Genomic DNA, 20,994 nt, shown 5'->3' with positions numbered 1-20,994 from the left:
CGGTGAGCTGCAGGGAGTTCTCCCCTGACCTGTCCATGACGGCCAGCTTCTTCTTCATGAGCCAGCCGACGGCGATCTTGTCCTCCCCGGGTATGGCGGATGCCAGGTCGGCCAGGGTCATCCTCCCGCCGGCCGCCGAGATTGCCTCGAGCGCATGCCTCTCGGGGAGGCCCTTGGCGGACGCCTCCGGATCGGTGAGCTCGTAGAACTTCTCGCTGCTCTCCTTGATGGAGGCAAGCCCCTTGAAGGACAGCCTGGAGGCCGCTCCCATGGCCTCCACGCCGAGGGAGAACGCTCCGTCCCGGACAAGGTCCTCCGGCGCTGCGGAGCCTCCAGCCTTCGCAAGTGCCAGGAGCAGTTTCTTCTCGTTGTAGCTAAGACCATCGATTACTTCTTTCGCGACCATTCTCTCACCATTGAAGCCGCCGTAGGCCATTTTAGCGACGATCTCCTTGGCCTCCTCCCTCTTGGCCTGGTGGGCCTCGAGGAAGACGTTTATCTTCTGGGTCAGCGCGACCTTGCATTCGCCGCACAGGACCTCGCCGTTCCTGCACCTGCGCGCCATCTCCTCCAGTTTGGCGTCGTCATGCTCGAAGAGATAGAAGTTGTACTTGAACACGGCGCAGACATCGGGGTTCCCGCCCTTCTCGCGCTGCTCGTCGACGCTGACGCACCCGCCTGTGAACGCCCTGCCGACCTTCTTCTTGACCTGCTTTGGGGTATCGGTGGTATATATGGTGGCCATCGGATCGGACGAGGACATCTTGTCCCCGCCGCTCAGGCTGGGGCACATCTTGCAGTAGAGCAGGCTGGGCTTCGGGAACCCGAGGCCGGGGGCGACGTCGCGGGTGACCCTGAAGTGCGGGTCCTGGTCGATACCGGCGGGGATCAGGACCGGGGTCGGCCTGCCCTCGATGACGCTCGGCAGGAACGCGGGGGCGGACTCCAGCGCGGTGAAGAAGATCTTGCCGATGTTGGAGGACCCCTCGAAGCCGAAGACATCCTTGGCGGTGCTGAAGGTGACCTTCTTGGCCACTTGGAGGGCCAGCGGGTACAGGGTGCCGATGTTCTCAGTGTCCACGAGTATCTTGGTGCTGTCCGGGTCGAACCCCAGGGCGGCGAAGTCAAGGGCGTTCTCGTAGGCCATGCTGCGGGTGTCGTGCAGGGTGAGGTCCTTGAACAGGAACTTCTCGTCATCAGTCATCTGGAACAGCATCCTGACATGGAAGGTGTCCTGCACCCACTTGTTGAATATCCAGGGCATGATATGTCCCAGATGCGTGTTACCCGACGGGCCTCTCCCGGTATAGAGCCAGAAGCGGTCCCCTTTGTCATAGGAGTCGAGGAGCGGGATCAGGTCGCGGTGCGAGTAGAATATGCCGCGCCTGAGCATGAAATGGATGTCCCCGTAGCGTGCGATGCGGTCGAGCACCGTCTTGTCGACCGGAGAGGTACCGAACCTCTTCATCAGGACGCCGTAATCTATGTCGCCGGTCACCTCCCACGGGGTGACCTTGAAATCCTCGGCCATTGGAGACGGATAAGAGCGCCTGCAATTAATATTTGGGGCGCTGAGGCGTGCGAATGCCTATTAACGGCTTCGCGCATCAGAGCGGTATGTTCAGCATCCTTGGCGAGGAGGCCATGTACCTCGACATCGCCGAAACCTTCAGGAAAAGGATCACCGCGCTCGCCGGGGAAGGCGAGAAGGAGGATAAATTCAGGAAACTGATGTCCGCGGCCGACGTCCAGTTCAGGCTCAACGGGCAGACCGAGGAGAGCGACTTCATGCTGACCGTCCCGGATTCCTACACTCCCGAGGACATCCAGCTGATGGCCGATGTGATCCTGAAGGCCCTGAAGGACTTCGGAGGGCCGGCCGTCACCGTCGACAAGACGGAGCAGCAGTACAGGATCATCATCAGCAACAGCCATGAGCCCGAGATCATCGGCCTCAGGAAGACCAAAGGGATGTCATCCATGGAGGTCTTCAAGCCCATCATCAACGGATGGGCGGCTCCCGGGCGCGCCAACCCGAGCCTCTCCCGTTTCTACGACGATTGAAAGAATAAATCGAAACGCTCCGCCCGGGCCGGACCTTCTTAGGCCCGGGCGGAGCAGTAACAGGCCTCAGTCAGACCTGTATGAGATATCGAGCTTGCTGATGTCCGACTCGTCCCTCTCGGGCGTCCCGGGGACGGTTTTCTTGTCCTTGCGGCTCTCGTTCTTCAGGTTGGCGAAGAGGGAGACGGGGATGAAGATCTTGTTCTTCTGCTCGATGTCCGCGACCACTCCGTCGGAAAGGGTGCGGTAGTAGATCGCCGAGGTCAGCATGACCACGAAGAAGATGACGACCGCGGAGATTATGATGAACTGCAGGACGGAGCTGTAATCATCGGTGTTGTCGATCTTGTAGTAAACGTACAGCAGGACGGCGAGGACCGGGAGGGCCATCCTCTGGATGGTGGCCACGACGCCGTTGTACAGCCTGTACGGCTCGAAATCGCTCTCGACCCTGGCATCCACGGTCTTGTAGATGCTGAAGGTCATGGTGATGATCGGGACGTAGAGGATGACGGTGAAGACCGAGAGCGATGCATCGGTGATGCTGTCGTCGGATGCCACCGGGTTCATGGAGAAATAGATCCAGACGAAGAGCCCGACGGCCATGGAGAGCATGGCGGTGGTGAACATGTCCTTCCAGGGGAACTTGAAGCTCTTGCTGAAGGTCAGCTCGATCCTCCTGGTGTCGATGTCCGGCGGGACGTTGAACATGAACGATACCACCCTGTCGCCCAGGCTGCGCTTGGCCTTGATGTTCATGTACCTGACCGAATGCAGGGTCCTGAAGAAGATCAGCTTCTGGATGGAGGCCACGACGACCGCCACTCCCACGGACCCCACGGCTATCTCGGCGATGAACAGCGCCACGGAACCGTAGCTGTGGACATCTATGGCTATCAGCACCCCCACGATGATGCCGACCATCACCAGGAAGAGCAGGTACGCCTTGTTTCCGCGCAGGAAGTTGTCCAGCATGTAATAGACGCCGACCAGGATGAATGGGGCCGCCAGGACCTGGACGGAGACGTACTTGTCGAATGTGCTGGCATATATGAAATACGACAGGGCCGCGAGGCTGGCCAGGAGGCTCAGCGCCCACAGGATCAGCACAGTGCGGTCGAACGAGCTGAGCTCGGTGACGCTGCTGGGGAGCGAATCCTCCCAGTATTTTACCTTCCTACCCTTCACGATCCTTGTCATTTCTTATCCGTCCATACTCTGACGGAGACCGTGGCCCTGTCGCCGGGGTACACACCCAGGAAGAGCGCCATATCGGTGTAGTCCTTGGTGTCGAACGGCCCCAGAGTGCCCTCGGTCATCCCCTCTTTATGGCCGGCTGAGGAGAAATCCCCATATGCCAGCGCTACGTCGACGGGCCTGTCGGATTCGACCGACACGCGGACCTTGCGGCCCTTCTTGACCCCGAACGGGATATGCAGGACGTTGTCATAGCCTGTACCGGTATCGCTCTGGAGATTGACCTCTCCGACGACCTTGCGGTCCAACTGAAGCACCGTCTCGCTCTTCGAGAAGATTCCCATCGGTGCATGATTGCCGTCCAATGTAAAAAGGATTGCCCGATTTGCATCTTGACCGGTCTGCGCCCGAGATATATTGAACGGATGTCTGGGTCATTGCTTCGGGACATCGGCCAGGTCGGTGGAGTACTTCCACATCCTGGGATAATGCCCCGGTTCCATCAGCACACGGGTGATGTGCACGGCTATCCCCAAGTCGGCGGCCATGAGCTTCTCGGAGGAGAGCATCATCTTGCCGAGCGCCACCAGTTCGCCGCGGGCCGTCATGACGGCGACCAGCGCGTTCTTCCTGATCTCCGGGTCGAGCATGTGGACCCCTTTGACGCTGAGGTCCGCCCCGTGGCACAGCGCATCTACGGCGGTGGCCTTGGCGATGACCTTCGGGAGCGGGTCCACCAGGACCTCCATGGGCCTGATGATGCTCCTGAGCCATTCCCCGTGGCCGTCCTGCTGCCAGAATATGTATGCGTCGGTCAGGTCCTGGAGGGTGGCGGCGCCGTCCTCGGTCATCCTGCCCGAACGGGTCCTCCGGAGCTCGGTCATCGATGCCCCGCACAGCAGCAGGTCGCCGATGTCGGTGCACAGGGTGCGAACGTATGTCCCGGCGTCGCAGGAGATGCGGAACAGAACATCCCTTCCTTTGATATCCAGAACCTCCAGCTCCTTCACGTTCCTGATGCGAAGCTGCCTCTTGACGGCGCTCCTGACCGGCGGAAGCTGGTATATCCTGCCGACGAACTTCGACATGACCCTGCGGATCTCCGCCTCGGGGCGGTCCGCGTGGAGCCTCATGAGGCACACGTACTCCTTGTCCGATGAGAGGACCACGTCCGTCAGGCGGACGGCCTTGCCGGTGCAGATAGGGAGTATGCCGGAAACATAAGGGTCCAGGGTGCCGCCGTGGCCGATCTTCTCGCAGTGGAGAGCCGATCTCGCCCAGGCGGTGGCCTGATGGGATGTCGGCCCGCGCGGCTTGTCGAGGGCGATGACGCCTGCTTCCAGAAGCTCGCCTATGGTCCGGTCGGACGGGCGCTTGCCCCATTTATCCGGGATCGCTTTCGCATCCTTGACCAGCATATCTCGGGCGCCCTCGCGGGCCCTGATCGCGTCGAGTATGATCCCGAGCTCCTGCTCCGGAGTGTACTCGGCGGTATCGAGGATGAGGTCGTAGACGCTCTTGTCCCCGATGTCGATGTTATAATACTTCATGTAGCGGGTGGCCTCCGACTTCTGACGGTCGATGGTCTCCTGCACTGCGGTCCCCATGTCCTTGTCCTCGCGCACCCCTATGCGCGACATGCGGACCTCGGGGCTCGCATCTAGATAGATGCGGAACGCCGGGATGCCGTTGCGCGTGAGCATGTACGCGGAAAGGCGGGATTCCAGAATGATGTCGGGGTTGGCACGGGCCGTCTCGACGATGCGCTCGTCGATGCCCGCGTCTATAGAGGGATCTTTCTCTGCCAGGGCCCCGAACTCCCCCAGCGTCATCCCCTTCTCCGCGGCCATCTGCCTGAAGACCTGGCCGAAGACGACCGCCCTGAGGCCGAGGGCCTCGGACAGCATGCCGCAGAGAGTGGTCTTCCCGGAACCGGGAGGACCGCTGATGGTTATCCTCATTCTTCAGACTCCAGCTGTCTCAGGCGCCTCTTCAGGAGTATGTAGGTCACAGCCTTGTTCTCGAGCTGCCCGATGGGCAGGCTGATCAGCGTGTAGACGATGATCCAGATCGGCATGAACCAGATGTAGTCAAGAAGGTTGGCGGTCCCCCACGGCATGACTATGTCGATGAGGTCATCGGGAACGGTGTTGTTCACGAAGAACCAGACCCAGGCATAGATGGGGATGACGACCAGCATGGTGATCGGCATGACCTTCATCATGTCGGTGCTCTGCTGCATCGACCCGGCCATGATCTTGGGCTGCTCCTCGGTGAGCTTCTTCATCTTGTAGAGGTTGTTCTCCAGCCTGGCCTTCCTCAGCTCGGAGTTGAACTCGGACTGGATATGCTGGTTCTTCGCCTGCTCGATGGGGTGCGAGAGCGCCGCCCTGATGGTGGTGGAGAGGGTGATCATAATGAGCCCTCCCAGCACAGGGTGAGGACGGGGTACTTCCCGTCGAAATCGATGACGCTGAACACCACGTCCAGGGCCTCGCCGATCGCTGACCTGAACTGCACGACGACCATCATGATCAGCAGAGTGAACATCATAGCCAGCATGGTGCCTTTCGGCATCTGCGGCATGTCCTGCTGCATCTGACGCATCTGCTCAGGGCTTCCAGGGTTCGCCATTTACCTCAATCCTCCGATCCGAAGAACCCTCTCATCATGGGGTTCATCTCCATCATCTGCTCGCGGCCCAGCGCCTCGTAGAACCTGATGATGATCCCGACGGTCAGCAGCAGACCTGTACCGGTCGCGTTGCCGACGGTGCCGATCATATCGGCCACGGCCGCCAGGAGACCGACGAGCGCTCCCGAAAGGACGGTGATGGTCGGGATGTACCTGTCCAGCACCCTCTTGAGGACACGCGGCTCGCGCCTGAATCCGGGGATCTGCATGCCGCTCCTCTGGATGTTCTTGGCCACGGACTCGGAACCGAGGTTGGTGGTCTCCACCCAGAACTTGGCGAACATTATGGAACCCAGGACCATCACGCCCACGTAGATGCCCACATGGCATAGGTTCTGCAGCACTGAGTGCCCGTTGCCGTAGCTGGACGGATTCAGGATCGGCAGCAGCCAATCGGTCAGTCCCTGCGGCGTCGACAGATACCATGCCATACCTGCGGATGCAGTGGTGCTCCCGGACTCATAGTATCCGATGGAGTCGTTGGCTCCGAGGAAGGGTATGCTGCTGAGGAAGCCGTTGGTGTAGAACAGCAGGCAGATCATGCTTATGTTCGCCAGCAGGGCGGACATCAGGATGACCGGGATGTTGCTCGAGTACATCAGCTTGATAGGGTACTTGCCTCTGGCACCCCTCGCATTGCCGTGCGATATGGGCAGTTCTATGCGGCTCGACTCCAGGTACACGACGACCAGGAATATAACGACGGTACCGACCAGCGCCACCATGGGGTTCGGCTGGCCCAGGAATATCGTCTCATACCCGCCGTTCATCATGTCGGACGAGTTCGTGTTCATCAGCACATAGATCGCCTTGGGAATGGTTCCCGCAGGCGGGTTGCTCAGCGATGTCGCCGCGCTGTCGTCGACAGCGTACCAGTTGAGCGTTCCGGTGAATATCGCCTGCGCTACGCCTGCGGCGATGAACAGCGATATACCGCTCCCGATGCCCCATTTGGATATCACCTCATCGAAGAGGAATATGAGATAGGAGCCGACGAAGAGCTGCAGTATGATCATGAGCTTGGAGCCCGCGCTCCCGAACATGTCCACGAACGTGTCCGATGGGACGAGGTATCCGTAGACCTGCGGGATGGCCTCCACGAAGATCATGATGATGACAAGGAGCTTCAGGACCGACTGATAGCATGCCTTGTCCTTTTTGTTGCTTAGGTCCAATTTGATGATCTTGGCACCAACGAAAAGCTGCATTATGATGGATGCAGTGACGATGGGGCCGATACCGAGCTGCAGGATGGTTCCCGAGGCTCCGGCCATGATGGTCCTGTACTGCGCGAATATATCCAGGGACTCGGTCTGATCGAGCCCCCAGATATAGACGTTGGACATCACGAAGTAAAGGACCAGGATGACAATGACCCACATCATCTTGGTCCTGAAGGCCACATGGCCCTCAGGACGTTTGACGGCGGGGAGCCTGTCCCCAAGGGGTTTCACCTTGTAGAGCAGGCTCGGTTGTTCATCATCCATTGGGACAACACACCCCGTATCACTCGGCGATGCTGCCGCCGGCGGCCTCAATCTTCTCTTTGGCCTTGGCGGACGCCTCTGCAACGGTCACATCGACAGCGATGTCGATGTTGCCGCTTCCCAGGAGCTTGTCGATGTGCGCGTCGGTGAGGTTGACGGTGTATTTCTCCCCATCCTTCTTGGCGAAGCCCTGCGCGATGAACGTGTCCATGCACTTCTTGAGCTCGGAGACGTTGATCGTGCTGTTCGCCTTCACGACGGACTGCGGCCTCTTGAAGCCGTGGCGTCCGAAGTGATCCCTGTCGTATTTGAGCATCCAGATCTTACCGGTCTTCCCGATGCCCGCGTTACCGCGGCCGCCGATGATACCGGCGCGCGGCCGGATTTCTTGCCGCGGCCGTGGGTCCTGAGACCTCTGAATTTCTTTGTCCTGCTGGGCATTATTCCACCTCAGAGCATCCTCTTGACGAGGTCGTTGATCTTCTCTTTCCTGTCGCCCAGGGCCCCGCCGTTCTGGACGGAGCGCTTGTTGCCCTCGTATCCCCCGATGGGAGGGTGGAGGCGGATGACAGGCTTGAGGCCCTCGACATCCTTGAGCTTGTACTCATCGGCGGCGACAGCCTTGGCGAGGTCGTCGATGGTGGCGAACTCGGTCTTCTCCTTCACGTAGTCGTCGGTCAGGGCGACGTCGCCGGCGATTATCCCGCGCTCCCTGAGGAGGGCGGCGATGGTCTCGGCGTCGGCCTTGCCGAAGGTGCAGAAGTCCTTGATCTTGTACAGCATCCCTTTGTAGCTGTCGGTCTCGGGGACGATGACGGCGTGGTTGACCCTGTTAAGGCCCATCAGCCTCATAGTCTCCTTGATGTCGCGGGGAACGCTGACAGTCCCGACCACACGGATAACGATGTATGCCATCTTCACTCCTCCCTGTAGTCGCCGTCTCCGGCCTGGGTGCTGTCGCTGTTGGCGATCCCGATGGGGCCGGAAGCGATCTTGAGCTTCTCAGCCTGCTGCTCGGTGACCCTGATCTTCGCAGTCTGGCGGAGAGCATCGAAGGTCGCCATGCAGTAGTTGACCTTGGTCTTGGTGTTGCCGGTAGCGAATCCCCAGGAGTCGTGGACACCGGCGATGGTGAGCAGGCTCTTGGCCACGTCGCCGACGGCCAGTCCGATACCGCGGGGAGCGGGGCGGAGGTAGACGGTGACGGAGCCGGAGCGTCCGATGACCTCGAAAGGCAGCGAGTGAACGGTTCCGCATCCGCATTCCCAGGACCCGCAGCCCCTCTTGATCTCGATGATGTTCAGCTTGGCGTTGTCGATGGCCTTCTTGATGGTAGGCCCGACCTCTTTCCCTTTGGCCCTGCCCATTCCGATGAACCCGTCGCCGTTGCCGACGATGCAGGTCACAGCGAACCTGACCCTCCTTCCGGAGTCGGTCATCCTCTGGACCATGTTCATGTCGATGACCTCGTCCTGGAGGTCGGGGAGCAGGATATCGACGATCTCGGCCTCGCGGAGAGGCAGCTTGGTGGCAAGGGCGTCGCTCATGGTCGTGATCTCGCCGTTGAGGACCATATGTCCCAGCCTGGTCTTGGGTATCCAGTCGACCATTTCACTCAGCCTCCAGTTTCTGTTTCATGCTTGCTACATCCGCTTCGATCTTGTCGTCGATGTGCTTTCCGTTGATCCTGTCCTCATCGGGGAACACGTCCTCGGAGGCGGGGACCTCGACTCCCGCATCGATGATTCCCTTCGCGACGGCGAAGAGGACTCCGCCGTGCTGGGGGTTCTGCATGCCGAGATCGAGCACTGCGTACTCGACGCCGGCCTTCTTGGCCTTCAGGCCGGCAGCGTACCCGACAAGGTAGGCGGCGGGGATGGAGGAGCAGGAGTGCTCCCATCCGAGGGCCTTGAACTGCTTGGTGTCGGCGGCTGCGATGATCTTGTCACCGGTCATCGTGAAGTCAGCGAACTGAACGGTGATGTTCTTGTTGGACCTCCTGACGACTGCACGGGTCTCATGGCTCGCGAGGAGCTTGCGGCGGGTGTAGTAGTTGGTGCGGCCCTCTCTTCTGCGGCGGAACGCCACGTTGTATCTAGGTCCGGTTGCCATCAGTTCTCCTCCTTCAGATTGCCGTCGATGACCATATGCTGCCTGAGGTTCCTGCGGGAAGTGTAGACTCCTCCCTTGGCCCTCCTGTAGTAAAGCCTGTAGACGGACGGGGTGATCTTGCCATCTGCCCTGAGCTGCTTGAGCTCGTCGCGGATGGGCCTGATGGTCTGGATCCAGACCTTCTTGTGGGGCGCCCTCGCATTGTGGGTTCCCTTCGTGCTTCCGGGCCCCTTCTTCTTGCCTTTGGCCTTCTGGGCCTGGGCGTGCCTTATCCTGCCCCTGGAGGTACCCTCCTTGGGCTTGGCCTTGATGGTGCCGGACGCGATAGCGGTGCGGATGTCGGAGCGGGTGATGCACTCGGCGACGTCGTCCTCCTTCTCGGGGTCGATCCAGACCCTGTGGATGCCGCACTTGAGTATCTCGGCGGCAAGCCTCTTCTGGTTGCTAAGGTCTGCCATTGATCACACCATCCTGTTGAGGACGCGGATACCGAGCTCTTTGGCACGGTCCTCGATCGCGACCCTCTTCTTCGTTCCGACGGTCCTTCCGATGCGGGCTGCCTGCTTCTTGGGATCGATCTTCTCGAGGTCCTCGGCGTTGTAGACCATGACCTCTTCGAATCCCGAGGGATGGAGGTCCCTGGCCTTGGCGGGTCCGCGGTAGCCGATCTCCACCATCGCAGGGCGCTTCTTGAACCTCCTGCGCATCTTGGAGTGGATTCCGCGGGGCTTCCTCCACATCTCGCCGAGCATCTTGTATCTGTACCACTCCTGCCTCTTGAAAGCAGGGCGCTTGCCGCTGATGACGGCCCTCTGCGCGAGCGCCTCGACGGTCTCGTCGTCGAGCTCGGGCTTGGGCTGGACCGCGTAGGCATTTGCCTCCACGACCTCTGCGGCCTCTTCTTCCTTGGCCTCCTTCTTCGCGGGGGCCTTGACTTCCTCGCCGGCGAACGCGGCCTGCCATTTCTCGATGGTCTTGGGGCCGACGCCGGTGAGCGCCTTGACGATCTCCTTGGACTTCTCTGCGTCGCTGACAGCGTCTTTCAGCTGGTCAACGGTGGTGATCCCGATCGACGAGAGCTCTTCAGTGTTCTTGTCGGAGAATCCCGGAAGGTCCTTGAACTCCTTTACGGTCATTCTTTCACCTTGTGCGACTTGCCGGTAATGTAGATACCGTCCTCGAAGACCCTCTTGTCGAAGCCTCCCCTCATGGTGGACTTCTCCATGTTGGCCGCGGTCTGGCCGACGTCCTCGATGGAGATGCCGGTGACAGTGATGTCCTGTCCGCTGATCTTCACCTTGGAGTCGCCGACGATGACGGCGTAACGGGGGGCGTGCCCTCCCATGTAGTTGTTGACCTCGACCCTCTTCTCTTTGTCGTTGACGGTCACTTTCATAGGGAAGTGGGAGAACACGACCTTGAGGTGGTAGGTGAACCCGACGGTGACGCCCTTGATCATGTTCTTGATGTGGGCGGCGTAGGTTCCGACCATGGCCTTGTCCTTGATCCTCGGGTATTCACAGCTGACTGTGACTTTCCCGTCCGCAACGACGACATTCACGCGGGGGTGCGAGAAGTTTCTGCTCAGTTCACCTTTGGGCCCTTTGGCCGTCAAGGTGTTCCCGTCCAGAGAGACGGTGACCCCATCGGGTATGGCGATGTGGCTTTCGATTATCCCTGCAACTGTCATCTTTGTTCCTCAGTACACGTATGCAAGCAGTTTTCCGCCGATGCCGAGTTCTTTGGCTTTGTCCTGGGCGACGACGCCGTCGGTGGTGGTGAAGATGAGGACCCCGAAATCCTGGGCGGGGAGGTACCTCGCCTCATAGGTCTCGATGTCCGCGACTTTCACGGAATACCTGGGCTTTATGACGCCGCAGTTGTTGATGGCTCCTTTGAGCTGGACGCGGAACTTGCCCGCTTTGCCGTCCTCGACGAACTCGAACTGGTTGATGTATCCGTAGTCCTGCATGACTTTGAGCACGCGGCCGATCAGCTTCGAGGAGGGTGCGATGATGCACTCCGCCTTTCCGTTGACCGATGCATTCTTTATGACGCACATTGCGTCGTTGAGTGGATCGCTCTGCATTCATGTCACCTCACGAATATTTCTTGAAGCCCAGCTCCGGGGCCATGTCTCTGAAGCACTGGCGGCACAGGTGCATCCCGTACCTCCTTATAATACCGCGCCTGCGGCCGCAGCGGTCGCATCCGACCTGCCTGCCGTACTGTTTCTTGGGCTTCATTCGATCACCTGGACATTGTACTTGTCTTTCATGAACTGGATGGCCTCGTCCCTTCCGACGCGGTGCTCCTTGGGGATGGACTTCCTGAGGAGAGCCCTCCTCTCGACGCGCTCTCCGCCTTTCCTGCGGATGACCACGTTGACATCCATTCCGAAGATCCCGATCTCGGGGTCGTACTTCATGCCGTCGAAGTCGGTGTAATCGGAGATACCGAAGGACATGTTGCCCTCCTTGTCGAAGGAGTACTCGTACACGCGGTTCTCCCTGATGCTCAGGGCGCGGGCGAGGAACTTCTCGGCGTTCTCTCCCCTGAGGGTGACCTTGCATCCGAGGGGCATGCCCTCACGGATGCCGAGGTCCCTGTTGACGGTCTTGGAGAGGGTCTGGACAGACTTCTGCCCGGTAACCATCTCGAGGACCTTCTGGGCCTTGACGAGCTTCTCGCCGGCCTCGCCGACGCCGATGTTGACGGAGATCTTCGATATGCGGAGGTCCCTCATGACGTTCTCGCTCATTCGGAAGCCTCCGGAAGAACGATCTCGGTCTTGCCGGTGCCGATGACGAACACGTTGTCCTTGACGGTCTCGGTCTTGCTCTCGAAGGTGACGGTGGCGGCGGCGGTCGCGGACCCGTCCTTGACGGACGCGATGGTCTCGACCTTTCCGGCGTGGCGTCCGTTGATGACGAGCACGACGGCGTTGACATCGTAGGGGTAGACTGCGAGGACCTCGTTGCCCTCGAAGGTCATCTTGAGGGTGTCCCCGGTCTTGTATTTGTTCTCGCTGATGAGGATGTTCCTCCCGGAGGACAGGTTGACCTGGAGCTTGCCTCCGGCGACCTTGTTCTTGCCCTCGACCCTGAACAGGGACCACTTGGTGTCCTCCTCGGAGATGGGGACGGCGGTGAGCTTCCCCTTGCCGGTGAGGAGTATCCTGTAGTTCGCGTTCAGCTTCGGGATGCTGACGGTGTCCATGATCCCGACGGGCGCTTTGGCGTCCTTGACCTTCTTGCCGTTGACGATGAGGTCGCGGTCGGCGATCATCCTCTTGGCCTCTTTGGCGGTGTCCGCGACGCCGAGCATGTCCCTGAGGAGCATGCCGGCAGGGACGGACTCGTCCACGGAGTGCGCTCCGGGCCTCTGCTTGGCCGCCCAGACGTGGGTCTTCTTGGGGATGGCCCAGGTCCTGGGCATAGCCAGTCTCTTCATGTGGTCGCTCATTCTGCTGCCTCCTTGTTGTCGAGGATCTTGGACCTGAGGGGATCCTCGAGGTTCAGTTTGACTATGACGAGGTTCGAGGCGTGAACCGGGCGGGCGACGGCGGTCCCGTCTGCCTGCTTGATGGTCACTCCGTCGATCGAGACGCGTCCGGTCTTGGTGAAGACCTCGACGACCTTTCCCTCGGTCCCTTTGATGTCCTCGTCTCCGCGGACGATCGCGACGGTGTCGCCTTCGCAGACCCTCGCGGTGCGCCTGCCGTACTTCTCCGCAAGCTCATCGCTGAGATGGGCGGAGAGCATTTTCCTCTTAGTGTGCGCAGGGGCGTTGGCCTGAGCCTTCCTCTGCACCCTTGCTTTGCTGCTAACCATGTCCATTGCCTCACACGATGGTGCTCGCGGTCGCTGCGATCCTGGGCCACCTGTCGGCGGCCTCCCTGGCGACGGGGCCCTTGATGTCGGTTCCCTTGGTCTCTCCGGTGTCGGTCACGAGAACGGCCGCGTTGTCCTCGAAGAAGACCATCGTGCCGTCGGGGCGCCTGTAGGGGCGCTTCTGGCGGACGATGACGGCGAAGACGATCTGCCTCCTCATGGCGGGGGTCCCTTTCTTGACGGAGGCGATGACGAAGTCGCCGACTCCGGCCTTGGGGATCCTCCTGCTGACGCCGTGGTAGCTGGGAACGGTGATGATGGAGATGACCTTGGCTCCGGTGTTGTCGATGACCGTGAGCTCGGTCTCCTGCTGCACTCCCCTGATCTGGTGTCCTGCGATTCCCTTCATCTCAGTCCCTCTTCTCGATCACGACGTACGAAACGGTCTTGGAGATGGGGCGGCACTCCATGATCCTCACGGAGTCGCCCGCTTTGAGCCCGAGGCAGGCGGGCGCGTGGGCCGCGTACCTTGCGGATTTCTTCATGTACCTCTCGTACTTCTCGTCTTTCTTGAGGTAGTCGCGCTTCACGATGACGGTTGAGTTCATCTTCACGCTGGCGACCACTCCGTCGATGACCTGTCCCCTCACGGAAAGGGTTCCGTGGAAGGGGCAGCACGGGTCGCTGCACTCGCCCTGCGGTGCTTTGACCTCGATGCCGATGTTCCTGATTTCTGCTGTCATTTTTCTCACCTAACCTTCTTCATCCTGTCTTCGGGTCGGTGAAGGAGTTTGCTTCCTTCGATGTCTATCTGCTCGTTGTTGTACATGAACCTGAACTCGTTCCCCGACTTGGGGACCATTCTCTCAGTTCCGGCCGATTCAATGGTGAACGTGTTCTTCGTCTCGTCGACCACTCTTCCGGATATACCGGAGAACGGCGCTGACAGCACACTCACGTCGAGGCCTATGAGTTCGGATCTCATGAATTCGGTGCGATTCATCTGCTTACCTTACTTCGGTGCGGAATCCCATCTCTTCCAGGACGGCCTTGACCTTTTTCTTGTGGTCGCCCTGGAGTTCGATGCGCCCGTCCTTGCAGGTGCCGCCGGCCGCGCAGCGGCTCTTGAGAGTCTTCGCGAGGTCGTTGATGTCGATGTCGTTGCCGTCGATGCCGTCGATGACGGTGACGGTCTTACCGTATCTGCGGCTGTCAATCGATATCCTGACGCTCTGCTGTTCGCGTGCGATCTCCTCGCACATGCAGAGCTCTTTCGGCAGGCCGCACTTCGGGCAGATCTCAGACATCAGAGCTTCTCCTCCTCCTTCTGGACGGTCAGGATGCGGGCGATGCTGAGCCTGAGGGAGCGGATGATGCCGGGGCTCGAGGGAGCGCCTCCCATAGCGGAGACACCCCTCTCGTGCATGAGCTCGTTCCTGAGCTCCTTCAGTTTCTCGTTGCGCTCTTCAGCGGACATCTTCCTGATGTCGGCGACCTTGAGTGCTGCCATGGTCACTGCGCCTCCTCAGCGGGCGCGGCCTCGGCAGGCTCTGCTCCCTCGGCGGGGGCGGCCTGCGCGGCGACGGCGTTCGGGCCGAACAGGTCGGGCAGCTTCTGGGCGGCCTCGTCCTTTCCGGCGACAGCGATCTCGGCGGGGAGCTTCGCGGTGTTCTGCATGATCTCCACGGTGACTCCGATGATTCCCATCTTGAGCTTGGCGACCGCGTATCCGTGGTCGACGAACTGGATCTTGGGCTCACCGCAGTATTTGATGGAGCCTTCCTTGAACTTCTCGGTCCTGTGCCTCTGTCCGCTCAGCTTCCCTGCGACGATGATGTAGCATCCGCGGGCGCCGGCGTCCATGACCCTCCTGAGGGTCGCGTGGCCTGCGCGCCTGAAGTGCCATCCCCTCTCGAGGGAGAAGGCAAGCTTCTCAGCCATGATCTGAGCGTTGAGGGAGACGTCCTTGACCTCCTCGACCTCGATCTGGGGGTTCTCGAACCCGAACCTGTCCTCGATGACGGTGGTCAGGTTCTTGATTGTCTGGCCGCGGCGGCCGATGACGAGCCCGGGCCTCTCGGTGGAGAGGATGATGCGGGTCCCCATGGGGGTCCTCTGGACGTCGAGGCGCCGAATCCCGCGCGGGAGACCTCTTTCATGAGGTACTCCTTGAGCAGGACCCTGCGGACGTTCTCGGCGACGAATTTCCTTTCTGATGCCATTTCACTCAACCTCCGAGAGGATGATCTCGATGTTCGCGGTCTCCTGGTTCCACTGGGTGGCGCGTCCCTGCGCCCTGGGCCTGTGCCCGGGGATGACCTGTCCGCGGGAGATGGAGATCGTGGAGATCTCCATGGACGCGGAGTCGAGTCCCTTGTAGTCGGCGTGGAGGCCGCGCTCTCCAGAGCGGCGAGTATGGCCTTGGACGCTTTGACCGGGTACCTTCCGGGCCCGACGTTCGCCTTGTGGGAGACACGCTTGTTGTATCTCCTCAGGGGAACGGGGACCTCTTTGGCGATGACGCCCTCCAGGGTCTTCCTGGCCTCGGGGACCTTCATCCCCCTGATCAGACCCGCGACCTCGCGGGCGAACTTGGGGGAGATGGGCTGCTCCTTGGACAGGGCCTTGGCGGTGGTGTCGGGGTCCGAAACAGTTGTGTAGCCTTTGTTTGTAGCCATGATTCGACACCTCACTTCAGCGGCATGAACTTGGAGGACCTGGTCGCACCGACTCCGGGTCCGGAGTGCTGCGGCATCTTCCTGTTGATCACAAACTCGCCGAGGTTGCATCCGATCATCTCGGGCTTGATGTCGACGTGACGAACTGGTGGCCGTCGTATACAGCGACGGTCTTCCCGACGAACGAGGGGAGGATGGGCAGGTCCCTGCGGTGGGTCCTGACGACTCCGTTGTTCTCGCCGGACAGCTTGTCGTAGACGATCTGCTGTTCGTAGTTCAGCCCGCGGAGGTAGGTCCTCCTCGCCCTGGACGGCAGGAGCTCGAGGACCTGGTCGAAGGGCATGGACTGGAGCTGTTCAAGGGTGTATCCCCTGAACATGAACTCCTTCTTCCTCCTCGCCTGGATCGCGGATGCCTTCTTCCTCAGTTTTCTTCTGGAAGATTTCGCGGATCCCATGATTTTCTTTGCCATTTAGGTCACTTCCTCTTGATCTTCTTCTTGGGCGCGATGAATCCAGCCTTCTGGCCGGGAGGCGCGGTCCTGCCGTGGCAGTTGGGTCCTCCGACATGCGGGTGGCTTCCTCCGCCGTTCGGGTGGTCGACCGCGTTCATCGCGACACCGCTCGTCTTCTTGTTCGCAACAGACCTGGACCTGAGGGTCAGGTAGTTCTTACCGGCTTGGCGAGGGGCTTGTCGGTCCTTCCGCCTCCGGCGACGACCCCGACGACTGCGCGGCAGCTGGGGTCGAATTCCTTCAGCTCTCCGGACGGCATGGTCAGGACGACGGTCTTCCCGCGGCTGACGACGAGCGCGGAGGTTCCGGCGGTCTTGACGAACTTGCCTCCGTCGAGGGGCTGTCCCTCGACGTTGTGGACGAGGGTTCCCTCGGGGATGTTGCCGAGAGCGAGGATGTTCCCGACATCGGCATCCTTGGTGCCGATGTATATCTTCTGACCGACCTTGGTTCCCTCGACGGCGAGCTGGTAGCTCTTCTTGCCGCCGAAGTCCACGACGGCCAGGGGGCTGGTCCTTCCGGGGGCCTGGATAAGGTCCTTGATGGTTCCTTCCGCCTGGGCGTAGTGGGGGATCCTGATGTCGTCGACATGCCTGTGGGAGGGGGAGCGCATGTGGTCGCTGCCCGAGCCTCTCCTCTGCGGAATCAGTCTTTTTCCCATGATCTCACCTCAGAACACTCCGACCCTCGTGCCGACATCCTCTGCAGAGTAGCCCTCTGCGAGCTTGATGATGGCATGCTTGCCGTCTTTCTGGATTCTGGTCCAGACCTTCTCGACCTTGACCTCGAAGTACTCTTCGAAGGCGGTCTTGATGTCTGCCTTGTCAGCGTCCCTGTTGACCAGGAACTCGATCTTGTTGCCGTCCTTGAACTTCTGGATAGGGGTCCCGTTCATGAGGTTGAGGGACTTCTCGGTCACGTACGGCTTGATGAGCACATCGCTCTGCTTCATTCGGTCCACTCTCCGATCTTCTCGATTGCGGATTTGGTGTAGACGGTGAGCCTTCCGGCGTCTCCTCCGGGAGCGAGCAGGCTGGTGTTCAGGGTGCTGATCTCCTCGACATCCACACCGGGCAGGTTGCCGGCGCCGGAGAAGACGGCGGCCTTCCTGTCCTTATCAGATATTACTATAAGGACGGAGACAGGGGTCCTGTACTTCCTGTTCCTCATCTTTCCCTTTCCGGCGCGGATCTTGGTCCCGTCCTTCGCGCGGTCGACATCGTATCCGATCCCGATGGCGTCGAAGAGCTGCCTGACCTCCGCAGCGGTCTTGACCTCGTTGAGAGCGTCGTCGACCACGATGGGGAAGGAAACCTTGTCATCGAAGACGTGCCCGCGGGCCTTCACGCACTCCGCGTTGGCGGTTGCGGCGAGGGCGGAGAGGCGGGACATCTTGAGCTCCTTCCTGTTGATCTTCTGAGCCCAGATCTTCTCGACTTTCGGCGGGTGAGCCCTGCGTCCCGAGATGTTGTTAGGGGACTGGGTTGCCCTCCTTCCGTCGTGGAGCCTCTGAACACGGGCTACACCGCGTCCCTTGCCCCAGGTGCTGACGGAGTGCCTCATTCCGGACATCTTGTTGGGTCCGTAGGGCTGCCTTCCGTTGGCTGCCGCAGCAAGGATCGCTTTCTTGATGAGGTCGGGCCTGTACTCGGCGGCGAACGCTGCGGGCACCTCGACGGTTCCGGCGACCTCTCCCTTCACGGAATAAACGTTGGTTGTGGTCATTCGAATCACGCTCCCTGCTGGGACTGGGTGGACACGAAGGTTACCTCGGCGGCGCTGGTGTCGGCCTTGGCGGGCACGCGGGTGCGTCCCTGAACCTGATGAGCCTCTTCGCGGGGCCGGGAACGGATCCGTGGACGAGGACGTAGGTGTTCCTGACCTCTCCGTAGTTGACGAAGCCTCCCTGGGGGTTGACCTCTTTCCCGTCGGTTCCGACCTTCATGATCTTCTTGTTCAGCTCGGTCCTCTGGTGGTATCCCATCTGACCGGCCAGGGGCACGGTGCTCCTGACGTATCCGGGCCTCTTGGGTCCGAGGTTGGCGACACCGCGGCGGTGCTTGCTGTTCTTGTGGGACAGCAGCTTGATTCCCCACCTCTTGGTGGCTCCCTGGAATCCCTTGCCGGTGGTGATGGCGATGACGTCGATGAAGGCGCCCTCGGCGGCGAAATCGGTCACAGGGACCTCTTTGCCGAGGATGCTCTTCGCGTAATCGACGCGCTCCTGCACGGACTTGCCTCCGCCGATCCTGAGCTCCATCAGGTCGGGGACCTTCTTGGGCACGCCGGACACGAGCTTGGGCTGGGTGTAGGCGAGGACGCGGACGTCCTCGATGTCGAGGCCGTCGAACTTGGAGTAGTCGGGCTCTCCTTTCTTGGGCACATTGACCCTCCTGTTGAGGAGAGGGTCGATGTCCGCTTCCTTTGCCCAGACCTCGCCGGCGGTCTTCAGGCCGAGGATGGTGTTCTCGTAGAACCTGACGGCGGCGACCTTCATAGGCGGGACCTCGATGACGGTCACGGGCACCTGGACCTCCATTCCGGAGGTGGTGCTCTTCGCGCGTTTGTCGACGACGAACGCGTGGGTCATACCGGCCTTGTAGCCGGCGAATCCCTGGATCTTGGGCGCGCCGGAGATCTCGGGCCAGCTGTCCAGCCTGGGCATCTGCGACTTTGCTCTCTTCCTAGGGCCGTATGCCCTGGAACCCTTTGTTGGGCGTCTTGTTTGCGGCATATTTCCACATACCTGCGAGGGTATCTTCGCTAACCTCGCGATTCATCAGACGAACGCCTTCGTGAACCGACCGTGACGCCGTATCCATCTCGAAAAACGTCGTTTTCCGACATGAAATGAACGATGGGTTGCTTCCGCATTGCCCGATACGTCTGGTCGGCACAGAGTGCTCAATCTGAGGGGTGCTAGCAACATCGCATATAAAAAGGTGGCCCCCGCGTTCTTATTTGTATAATCGCGCGGGAACTTATGGGAGAAGAGGTTTGCCGTCCCGGCCGGGCAGGGTGCCCGCCGGCCGCATCAAAGGGTGCCGTTCTTGGCCTTGTCCTTGGCGCGCTTGAGGCGGTCCTTGGGGGTGAATCCGGTGGCCTCGAGGAGGAACTCGTTGAGCTTCCTCTTGGAGTCGAGGACGGTCTCGTCGGGAAGGTCCCTAGCGTTCTCGACGTTCACGGTGGAGACCCCGAGGACGGTCTTCGAGATGATCTTCGCCTCGATGCGGGACATCGCGCCGTACGATGATACGAGGGCGCCGTTCTCCTCCCTGACGGAGCCGAAGACGTTCTGCATTATGTCCTTCAGCTTCCCGCCCTCGATCTTGCTGTACCAGCCTCTCTTTATGTCGAATTCCGTCATTCCTTCCATGTTCTCAGCCTCTGATGTTGAGTTCATTGGCCAGCACCCTGCCGACATCGTCGGCGGTGCCCAGCATCTTCTCTGCGCCGAGGTAGCGCTCCCAGGTAGATTTACATTCGCATCCGCCGCAGTCCAGGTCGCGGGGGTCCTGCGAGAACGAGAACCTCTCCACCGCGGCCAGGGCGCGCTGGTCGCAGGCGCCGCAGTTGTGGACCCCTCTCTGGGACCCTCCGCCGGACGGCGAGCTCATGAGCCTGGCGTTCACCTTCCCGGACAGGCGCTTCATGACCTCTATGAGGCTCCAGATCCACGGGGAGCGGAACTCGCCGCGCTTCCACAGCCTCTCGACGACGGTGCCGTGCTGTATGTTGAGGGGGTTCACCGAGATCTCGTCGGAGAACGGGTCGGCGAACAGCGCGGACGACACCGCGTCCTCGATCGCGTCGGACTCGGTGAGGTACGGCGGCTTCAGGAGCAGGTAGGTCCTGACTCCCAGCCCGGCGTCCTTCAGGCGCATGCCGGCCTCCCTGCTCTGGGCTGCCGTGAACCCTTTGTTGACGCATGTCCTGAGGACCTCCTCGTCGGACGACTCGAGGCCCAGCGCCACCGTCAGCTGCGCCGGGAGGGTGGACAGCAGGTCTGCGGTGAGGAACTCGGGGCGGCTCTCGACCAGGATGCGCCTGCACCCGCCGTACTCGTCGAATATCCTGTCCCTGACGGCGGCCGGGATCTCCGCGGGGTCGAAGAAGCTCCCCGACGTGTATATCTTCACGAACGGCTCGCCCTTGTATTTAGAAAGTGCCAGATCGACCTGTTTGTTGAGGTCCTCCGCAGTGACGCCGCTCATGGATGCGGTGCGGTAGCCGCACATGGTGCAGCCTCCTCTGCCTGCCTTGGCCCAGCAGCAGCCGTTGGTGCGCAGGATGATCACCTGGGCGCCGACGGTCTCCCCTCCGGCCATGTCCTTCTCGGACCAGACGGCCTCGGGCTCGCTCGGAACTCTTTCCTTCTTCATCGCCCGTCCGCACACCCCGGCAGGTTATTAACC

30 protein-coding genes and 5 pseudogenes are annotated in these 20,994 nt (G+C 60.7%); 1 reads left to right on the top strand and 34 read right to left on the bottom strand.

The window, feature by feature from the left end; all coding sequences use genetic code 11:
* Positions 1-427: 427 nt before the first annotated feature.
* A pseudogene (locus AUQ37_RS02050) lies at positions 428-1,531 on the bottom strand (tryptophan--tRNA ligase); the annotation flags it as partial.
* A gap of 86 nt (positions 1,532-1,617) precedes the next feature.
* On the opposite strand from AUQ37_RS02050, the gene AUQ37_RS02045 reads away from it, so the two are divergent.
* The gene (locus tag AUQ37_RS02045) at positions 1,618-2,064 is read left to right on the top strand and encodes a hypothetical protein (RefSeq protein WP_058747201.1); all 447 of its coding nucleotides are present in this window, start codon (positions 1,618-1,620) and stop codon (positions 2,062-2,064) included.
* A 66-nt stretch (positions 2,065-2,130) separates the two neighbouring features.
* Here AUQ37_RS02045 and AUQ37_RS02040 read toward each other — a convergent pair whose 3' ends face one another.
* From AUQ37_RS02040 to AUQ37_RS01890, 33 genes and pseudogenes are all read right to left on the bottom strand, one after another.
* Positions 2,131-3,264, bottom strand: a complete 1,134-nt coding sequence (locus AUQ37_RS02040) for an oxidoreductase (protein WP_235584810.1) — start codon at positions 3,262-3,264, stop codon at positions 2,131-2,133.
* On the bottom strand, positions 3,261-3,605 hold the full coding sequence (locus AUQ37_RS02035) for a hypothetical protein (RefSeq protein WP_058747200.1): 345 nt from the start codon (positions 3,603-3,605) through the stop codon (positions 3,261-3,263). Before AUQ37_RS02035 ends, AUQ37_RS02040 begins: the two co-directional genes overlap by 4 nt.
* Positions 3,606-3,695: 90 nt before the next feature.
* Positions 3,696-5,222 carry an RNA-guided pseudouridylation complex pseudouridine synthase subunit Cbf5 gene (locus AUQ37_RS02030; protein WP_058747199.1) on the bottom strand — a complete coding sequence of 509 codons (1,527 nt, stop codon included), beginning with the start codon at positions 5,220-5,222 and terminating at the stop codon, positions 3,696-3,698.
* Positions 5,219-5,677, bottom strand: coding sequence for a DUF106 domain-containing protein (locus AUQ37_RS02025; protein WP_201013644.1), 459 nt, complete (start codon positions 5,675-5,677; stop codon positions 5,219-5,221). The genes AUQ37_RS02030 and AUQ37_RS02025 overlap by 4 nt, the downstream gene beginning before the upstream one ends.
* Entirely contained in the window at positions 5,674-5,868 is a 195-nt protein-coding gene (locus AUQ37_RS10575) for a hypothetical protein (protein ID WP_201013643.1), read from the bottom strand. Before AUQ37_RS10575 ends, AUQ37_RS02025 begins: the two co-directional genes overlap by 4 nt.
* A 32-nt stretch (positions 5,869-5,900) precedes the next feature.
* The gene (gene secY, locus AUQ37_RS02020; protein ID WP_058747198.1) at positions 5,901-7,442 is read right to left on the bottom strand and encodes a preprotein translocase subunit SecY; all 1,542 of its coding nucleotides are present in this window, start codon (positions 7,440-7,442) and stop codon (positions 5,901-5,903) included.
* 19 nt (positions 7,443-7,461) lie between these two features.
* Positions 7,462-7,758, bottom strand: coding sequence for an uL15m family ribosomal protein (locus AUQ37_RS02015; RefSeq protein WP_235584809.1), 297 nt, complete (start codon positions 7,756-7,758; stop codon positions 7,462-7,464).
* A 134-nt stretch (positions 7,759-7,892) separates the two neighbouring features.
* Positions 7,893-8,357, bottom strand: a complete 465-nt coding sequence (locus AUQ37_RS02010; protein ID WP_058747228.1) for a 50S ribosomal protein L30 — start codon at positions 8,355-8,357, stop codon at positions 7,893-7,895.
* A 2-nt stretch (positions 8,358-8,359) separates the two neighbouring features.
* Positions 8,360-9,052, bottom strand: a complete 693-nt coding sequence (locus AUQ37_RS02005) for a 30S ribosomal protein S5 (protein WP_058747197.1) — start codon at positions 9,050-9,052, stop codon at positions 8,360-8,362.
* A gap of 1 nt (position 9,053) precedes the next feature.
* Positions 9,054-9,554: a 50S ribosomal protein L18 gene (locus AUQ37_RS02000; protein ID WP_058747196.1), complete on the bottom strand. Its 501-nt coding sequence runs from the start codon at positions 9,552-9,554 to the stop codon at positions 9,054-9,056.
* Complete coding sequence (locus tag AUQ37_RS01995) at positions 9,554-10,012, bottom strand: 50S ribosomal protein L19e (RefSeq protein ID WP_058747195.1); 459 nt, start codon at positions 10,010-10,012, stop codon at positions 9,554-9,556. The genes AUQ37_RS02000 and AUQ37_RS01995 overlap by 1 nt, the downstream gene beginning before the upstream one ends.
* 3 nt (positions 10,013-10,015) lie before the next feature.
* Positions 10,016-10,690: a 50S ribosomal protein L32e gene (locus AUQ37_RS09365; RefSeq protein ID WP_082662347.1), complete on the bottom strand. Its 675-nt coding sequence runs from the start codon at positions 10,688-10,690 to the stop codon at positions 10,016-10,018.
* Positions 10,687-11,244, bottom strand: a complete 558-nt coding sequence (locus tag AUQ37_RS01985) for a 50S ribosomal protein L6 (RefSeq protein ID WP_058747194.1) — start codon at positions 11,242-11,244, stop codon at positions 10,687-10,689. Before AUQ37_RS01985 ends, AUQ37_RS09365 begins: the two co-directional genes overlap by 4 nt.
* A gap of 9 nt (positions 11,245-11,253) precedes the next feature.
* Positions 11,254-11,643, bottom strand: a complete 390-nt coding sequence (locus AUQ37_RS01980; protein WP_058747193.1) for a 30S ribosomal protein S8 — start codon at positions 11,641-11,643, stop codon at positions 11,254-11,256.
* 10 nt (positions 11,644-11,653) lie between these two features.
* Positions 11,654-11,800, bottom strand: coding sequence for a 30S ribosomal protein S14 (locus AUQ37_RS01975; protein WP_015505284.1), 147 nt, complete (start codon positions 11,798-11,800; stop codon positions 11,654-11,656).
* Positions 11,797-12,315 carry a 50S ribosomal protein L5 gene (locus tag AUQ37_RS01970; protein ID WP_058747192.1) on the bottom strand — a complete coding sequence of 173 codons (519 nt, stop codon included), beginning with the start codon at positions 12,313-12,315 and terminating at the stop codon, positions 11,797-11,799. Before AUQ37_RS01970 ends, AUQ37_RS01975 begins: the two co-directional genes overlap by 4 nt.
* Positions 12,312-13,019 carry a 30S ribosomal protein S4e gene (locus tag AUQ37_RS01965; RefSeq protein WP_058747191.1) on the bottom strand — a complete coding sequence of 236 codons (708 nt, stop codon included), beginning with the start codon at positions 13,017-13,019 and terminating at the stop codon, positions 12,312-12,314. The genes AUQ37_RS01970 and AUQ37_RS01965 overlap by 4 nt, the downstream gene beginning before the upstream one ends.
* Positions 13,016-13,387: a 50S ribosomal protein L24 gene (rplX, locus tag AUQ37_RS01960; protein ID WP_058747226.1), complete on the bottom strand. Its 372-nt coding sequence runs from the start codon at positions 13,385-13,387 to the stop codon at positions 13,016-13,018. Before rplX ends, AUQ37_RS01965 begins: the two co-directional genes overlap by 4 nt.
* Before the next feature lie 10 nt (positions 13,388-13,397).
* A complete protein-coding gene (locus AUQ37_RS01955; protein WP_058747190.1) occupies positions 13,398-13,796 on the bottom strand; it encodes a 50S ribosomal protein L14 in 399 nt (132 codons plus the stop codon).
* Position 13,797: 1 nt separating this feature from the next.
* Positions 13,798-14,130, bottom strand: a complete 333-nt coding sequence (locus tag AUQ37_RS01950) for a 30S ribosomal protein S17 (RefSeq protein WP_058747189.1) — start codon at positions 14,128-14,130, stop codon at positions 13,798-13,800.
* A gap of 5 nt (positions 14,131-14,135) precedes the next feature.
* Complete coding sequence (locus AUQ37_RS01945; RefSeq protein ID WP_058747188.1) at positions 14,136-14,390, bottom strand: ribonuclease P protein subunit; 255 nt, start codon at positions 14,388-14,390, stop codon at positions 14,136-14,138.
* A 4-nt stretch (positions 14,391-14,394) separates the two neighbouring features.
* Positions 14,395-14,694 (bottom strand): stress response translation initiation inhibitor YciH, encoded by a 300-nt coding sequence (gene yciH / locus AUQ37_RS01940; RefSeq protein ID WP_058747187.1) that lies wholly within the window; start codon positions 14,692-14,694, stop codon positions 14,395-14,397.
* A complete protein-coding gene (gene rpmC, locus AUQ37_RS01935) occupies positions 14,694-14,897 on the bottom strand; it encodes a 50S ribosomal protein L29 (RefSeq protein WP_058747225.1) in 204 nt (67 codons plus the stop codon). Before rpmC ends, yciH begins: the two co-directional genes overlap by 1 nt.
* A gap of 2 nt (positions 14,898-14,899) precedes the next feature.
* On the bottom strand, positions 14,900-15,493 hold the full coding sequence (locus AUQ37_RS01930; protein ID WP_235584807.1) for a 30S ribosomal protein S3: 594 nt from the start codon (positions 15,491-15,493) through the stop codon (positions 14,900-14,902).
* Positions 15,415-15,609, bottom strand: coding sequence for a hypothetical protein (locus AUQ37_RS11885; RefSeq protein WP_235584806.1), 195 nt, complete (start codon positions 15,607-15,609; stop codon positions 15,415-15,417). The genes AUQ37_RS01930 and AUQ37_RS11885 overlap by 79 nt, the downstream gene beginning before the upstream one ends.
* 1 nt (position 15,610) lies before the next feature.
* A pseudogene (locus AUQ37_RS13395) lies at positions 15,611-16,065 on the bottom strand (50S ribosomal protein L22).
* Positions 16,066-16,076: 11 nt separating this feature from the next.
* Positions 16,077-16,537: pseudogene (locus AUQ37_RS13235) on the bottom strand (30S ribosomal protein S19).
* A 5-nt stretch (positions 16,538-16,542) separates the two neighbouring features.
* Positions 16,543-17,240 (bottom strand): annotated as a pseudogene (locus AUQ37_RS01915) (50S ribosomal protein L2).
* Between the two features lie 9 nt (positions 17,241-17,249).
* Positions 17,250-17,531: a 50S ribosomal protein L23 gene (gene rplW, locus AUQ37_RS01910; protein WP_058747184.1), complete on the bottom strand. Its 282-nt coding sequence runs from the start codon at positions 17,529-17,531 to the stop codon at positions 17,250-17,252.
* Positions 17,528-18,304, bottom strand: a complete 777-nt coding sequence (gene rpl4p / locus AUQ37_RS01905) for a 50S ribosomal protein L4 (RefSeq protein WP_058747183.1) — start codon at positions 18,302-18,304, stop codon at positions 17,528-17,530. The genes rplW and rpl4p overlap by 4 nt, the downstream gene beginning before the upstream one ends.
* 5 nt (positions 18,305-18,309) lie before the next feature.
* Positions 18,310-19,313, bottom strand: a pseudogene (locus AUQ37_RS01900) (50S ribosomal protein L3).
* Between the two features lie 300 nt (positions 19,314-19,613).
* Positions 19,614-19,946, bottom strand: coding sequence for a DUF5611 family protein (locus tag AUQ37_RS01895; RefSeq protein WP_235584802.1), 333 nt, complete (start codon positions 19,944-19,946; stop codon positions 19,614-19,616).
* 13 nt (positions 19,947-19,959) lie between these two features.
* Positions 19,960-20,961, bottom strand: coding sequence for an archaeosine biosynthesis radical SAM protein RaSEA (locus AUQ37_RS01890; RefSeq protein ID WP_058747180.1), 1,002 nt, complete (start codon positions 20,959-20,961; stop codon positions 19,960-19,962).
* Positions 20,962-20,994: the final 33 nt, after the last annotated feature.

The sequence above is a fragment of the Candidatus Methanomethylophilus sp. 1R26 genome, assembly GCF_001481295.1.
Lineage (GTDB): Archaea > Thermoplasmatota > Thermoplasmata > Methanomassiliicoccales > Methanomethylophilaceae > Methanomethylophilus.
The sequence above is the reverse complement of the archived record's forward strand: the minus strand, read 5'-3'. Positions and strand labels throughout refer to the sequence as shown.

Bases quoted from the DNA above. Each gene is read 5' to 3' on its own strand.
- AUQ37_RS02045 (WP_058747201.1), top strand. From the start codon at position 1,618: ATGTTCAGCATCCTTGGCGAGGAGGCCATGTACCTCGACATCGCCGAA.
- AUQ37_RS02040 (WP_235584810.1), bottom strand. From the start codon at position 3,264: ATGACAAGGATCGTGAAGGGTAGGAAGGTAAAATACTGGGAGGATTCG.
- AUQ37_RS02035 (WP_058747200.1), bottom strand. From the start codon at position 3,605: ATGGGAATCTTCTCGAAGAGCGAGACGGTGCTTCAGTTGGACCGCAAG.
- AUQ37_RS02030 (WP_058747199.1), bottom strand. From the start codon at position 5,222: ATGAGGATAACCATCAGCGGTCCTCCCGGTTCCGGGAAGACCACTCTC.
- AUQ37_RS02025 (WP_201013644.1), bottom strand. From the start codon at position 5,677: ATGATCACCCTCTCCACCACCATCAGGGCGGCGCTCTCGCACCCCATC.
- AUQ37_RS10575 (WP_201013643.1), bottom strand. From the start codon at position 5,868: ATGCGTCAGATGCAGCAGGACATGCCGCAGATGCCGAAAGGCACCATG.
- secY (WP_058747198.1), bottom strand. From the start codon at position 7,442: ATGGATGATGAACAACCGAGCCTGCTCTACAAGGTGAAACCCCTTGGG.
- AUQ37_RS02015 (WP_235584809.1), bottom strand. From the start codon at position 7,758: ATGCTCAAATACGACAGGGATCACTTCGGACGCCACGGCTTCAAGAGG.
- AUQ37_RS02010 (WP_058747228.1), bottom strand. From the start codon at position 8,357: ATGGCATACATCGTTATCCGTGTGGTCGGGACTGTCAGCGTTCCCCGC.
- AUQ37_RS02005 (WP_058747197.1), bottom strand. From the start codon at position 9,052: ATGGTCGACTGGATACCCAAGACCAGGCTGGGACATATGGTCCTCAAC.
- AUQ37_RS02000 (WP_058747196.1), bottom strand. From the start codon at position 9,554: ATGGCAACCGGACCTAGATACAACGTGGCGTTCCGCCGCAGAAGAGAG.
- AUQ37_RS01995 (WP_058747195.1), bottom strand. From the start codon at position 10,012: ATGGCAGACCTTAGCAACCAGAAGAGGCTTGCCGCCGAGATACTCAAG.
- AUQ37_RS09365 (WP_082662347.1), bottom strand. From the start codon at position 10,690: ATGACCGTAAAGGAGTTCAAGGACCTTCCGGGATTCTCCGACAAGAAC.
- AUQ37_RS01985 (WP_058747194.1), bottom strand. From the start codon at position 11,244: ATGACAGTTGCAGGGATAATCGAAAGCCACATCGCCATACCCGATGGG.
- AUQ37_RS01980 (WP_058747193.1), bottom strand. From the start codon at position 11,643: ATGCAGAGCGATCCACTCAACGACGCAATGTGCGTCATAAAGAATGCA.
- AUQ37_RS01975 (WP_015505284.1), bottom strand. From the start codon at position 11,800: ATGAAGCCCAAGAAACAGTACGGCAGGCAGGTCGGATGCGACCGCTGC.
- AUQ37_RS01970 (WP_058747192.1), bottom strand. From the start codon at position 12,315: ATGAGCGAGAACGTCATGAGGGACCTCCGCATATCGAAGATCTCCGTC.
- AUQ37_RS01965 (WP_058747191.1), bottom strand. From the start codon at position 13,019: ATGAGCGACCACATGAAGAGACTGGCTATGCCCAGGACCTGGGCCATC.
- rplX (WP_058747226.1), bottom strand. From the start codon at position 13,387: ATGGTTAGCAGCAAAGCAAGGGTGCAGAGGAAGGCTCAGGCCAACGCC.
- AUQ37_RS01955 (WP_058747190.1), bottom strand. From the start codon at position 13,796: ATGAAGGGAATCGCAGGACACCAGATCAGGGGAGTGCAGCAGGAGACC.
- AUQ37_RS01950 (WP_058747189.1), bottom strand. From the start codon at position 14,130: ATGACAGCAGAAATCAGGAACATCGGCATCGAGGTCAAAGCACCGCAG.
- AUQ37_RS01945 (WP_058747188.1), bottom strand. From the start codon at position 14,390: ATGAATCGCACCGAATTCATGAGATCCGAACTCATAGGCCTCGACGTG.
- yciH (WP_058747187.1), bottom strand. From the start codon at position 14,694: ATGTCTGAGATCTGCCCGAAGTGCGGCCTGCCGAAAGAGCTCTGCATG.
- rpmC (WP_058747225.1), bottom strand. From the start codon at position 14,897: ATGGCAGCACTCAAGGTCGCCGACATCAGGAAGATGTCCGCTGAAGAG.
- AUQ37_RS01930 (WP_235584807.1), bottom strand. From the start codon at position 15,493: ATGGGGACCCGCATCATCCTCTCCACCGAGAGGCCCGGGCTCGTCATC.
- AUQ37_RS11885 (WP_235584806.1), bottom strand. From the start codon at position 15,609: ATGGCATCAGAAAGGAAATTCGTCGCCGAGAACGTCCGCAGGGTCCTG.
- rplW (WP_058747184.1), bottom strand. From the start codon at position 17,531: ATGAAGCAGAGCGATGTGCTCATCAAGCCGTACGTGACCGAGAAGTCC.
- rpl4p (WP_058747183.1), bottom strand. From the start codon at position 18,304: ATGACCACAACCAACGTTTATTCCGTGAAGGGAGAGGTCGCCGGAACC.
- AUQ37_RS01895 (WP_235584802.1), bottom strand. From the start codon at position 19,946: ATGACGGAATTCGACATAAAGAGAGGCTGGTACAGCAAGATCGAGGGC.
- AUQ37_RS01890 (WP_058747180.1), bottom strand. From the start codon at position 20,961: ATGAAGAAGGAAAGAGTTCCGAGCGAGCCCGAGGCCGTCTGGTCCGAG.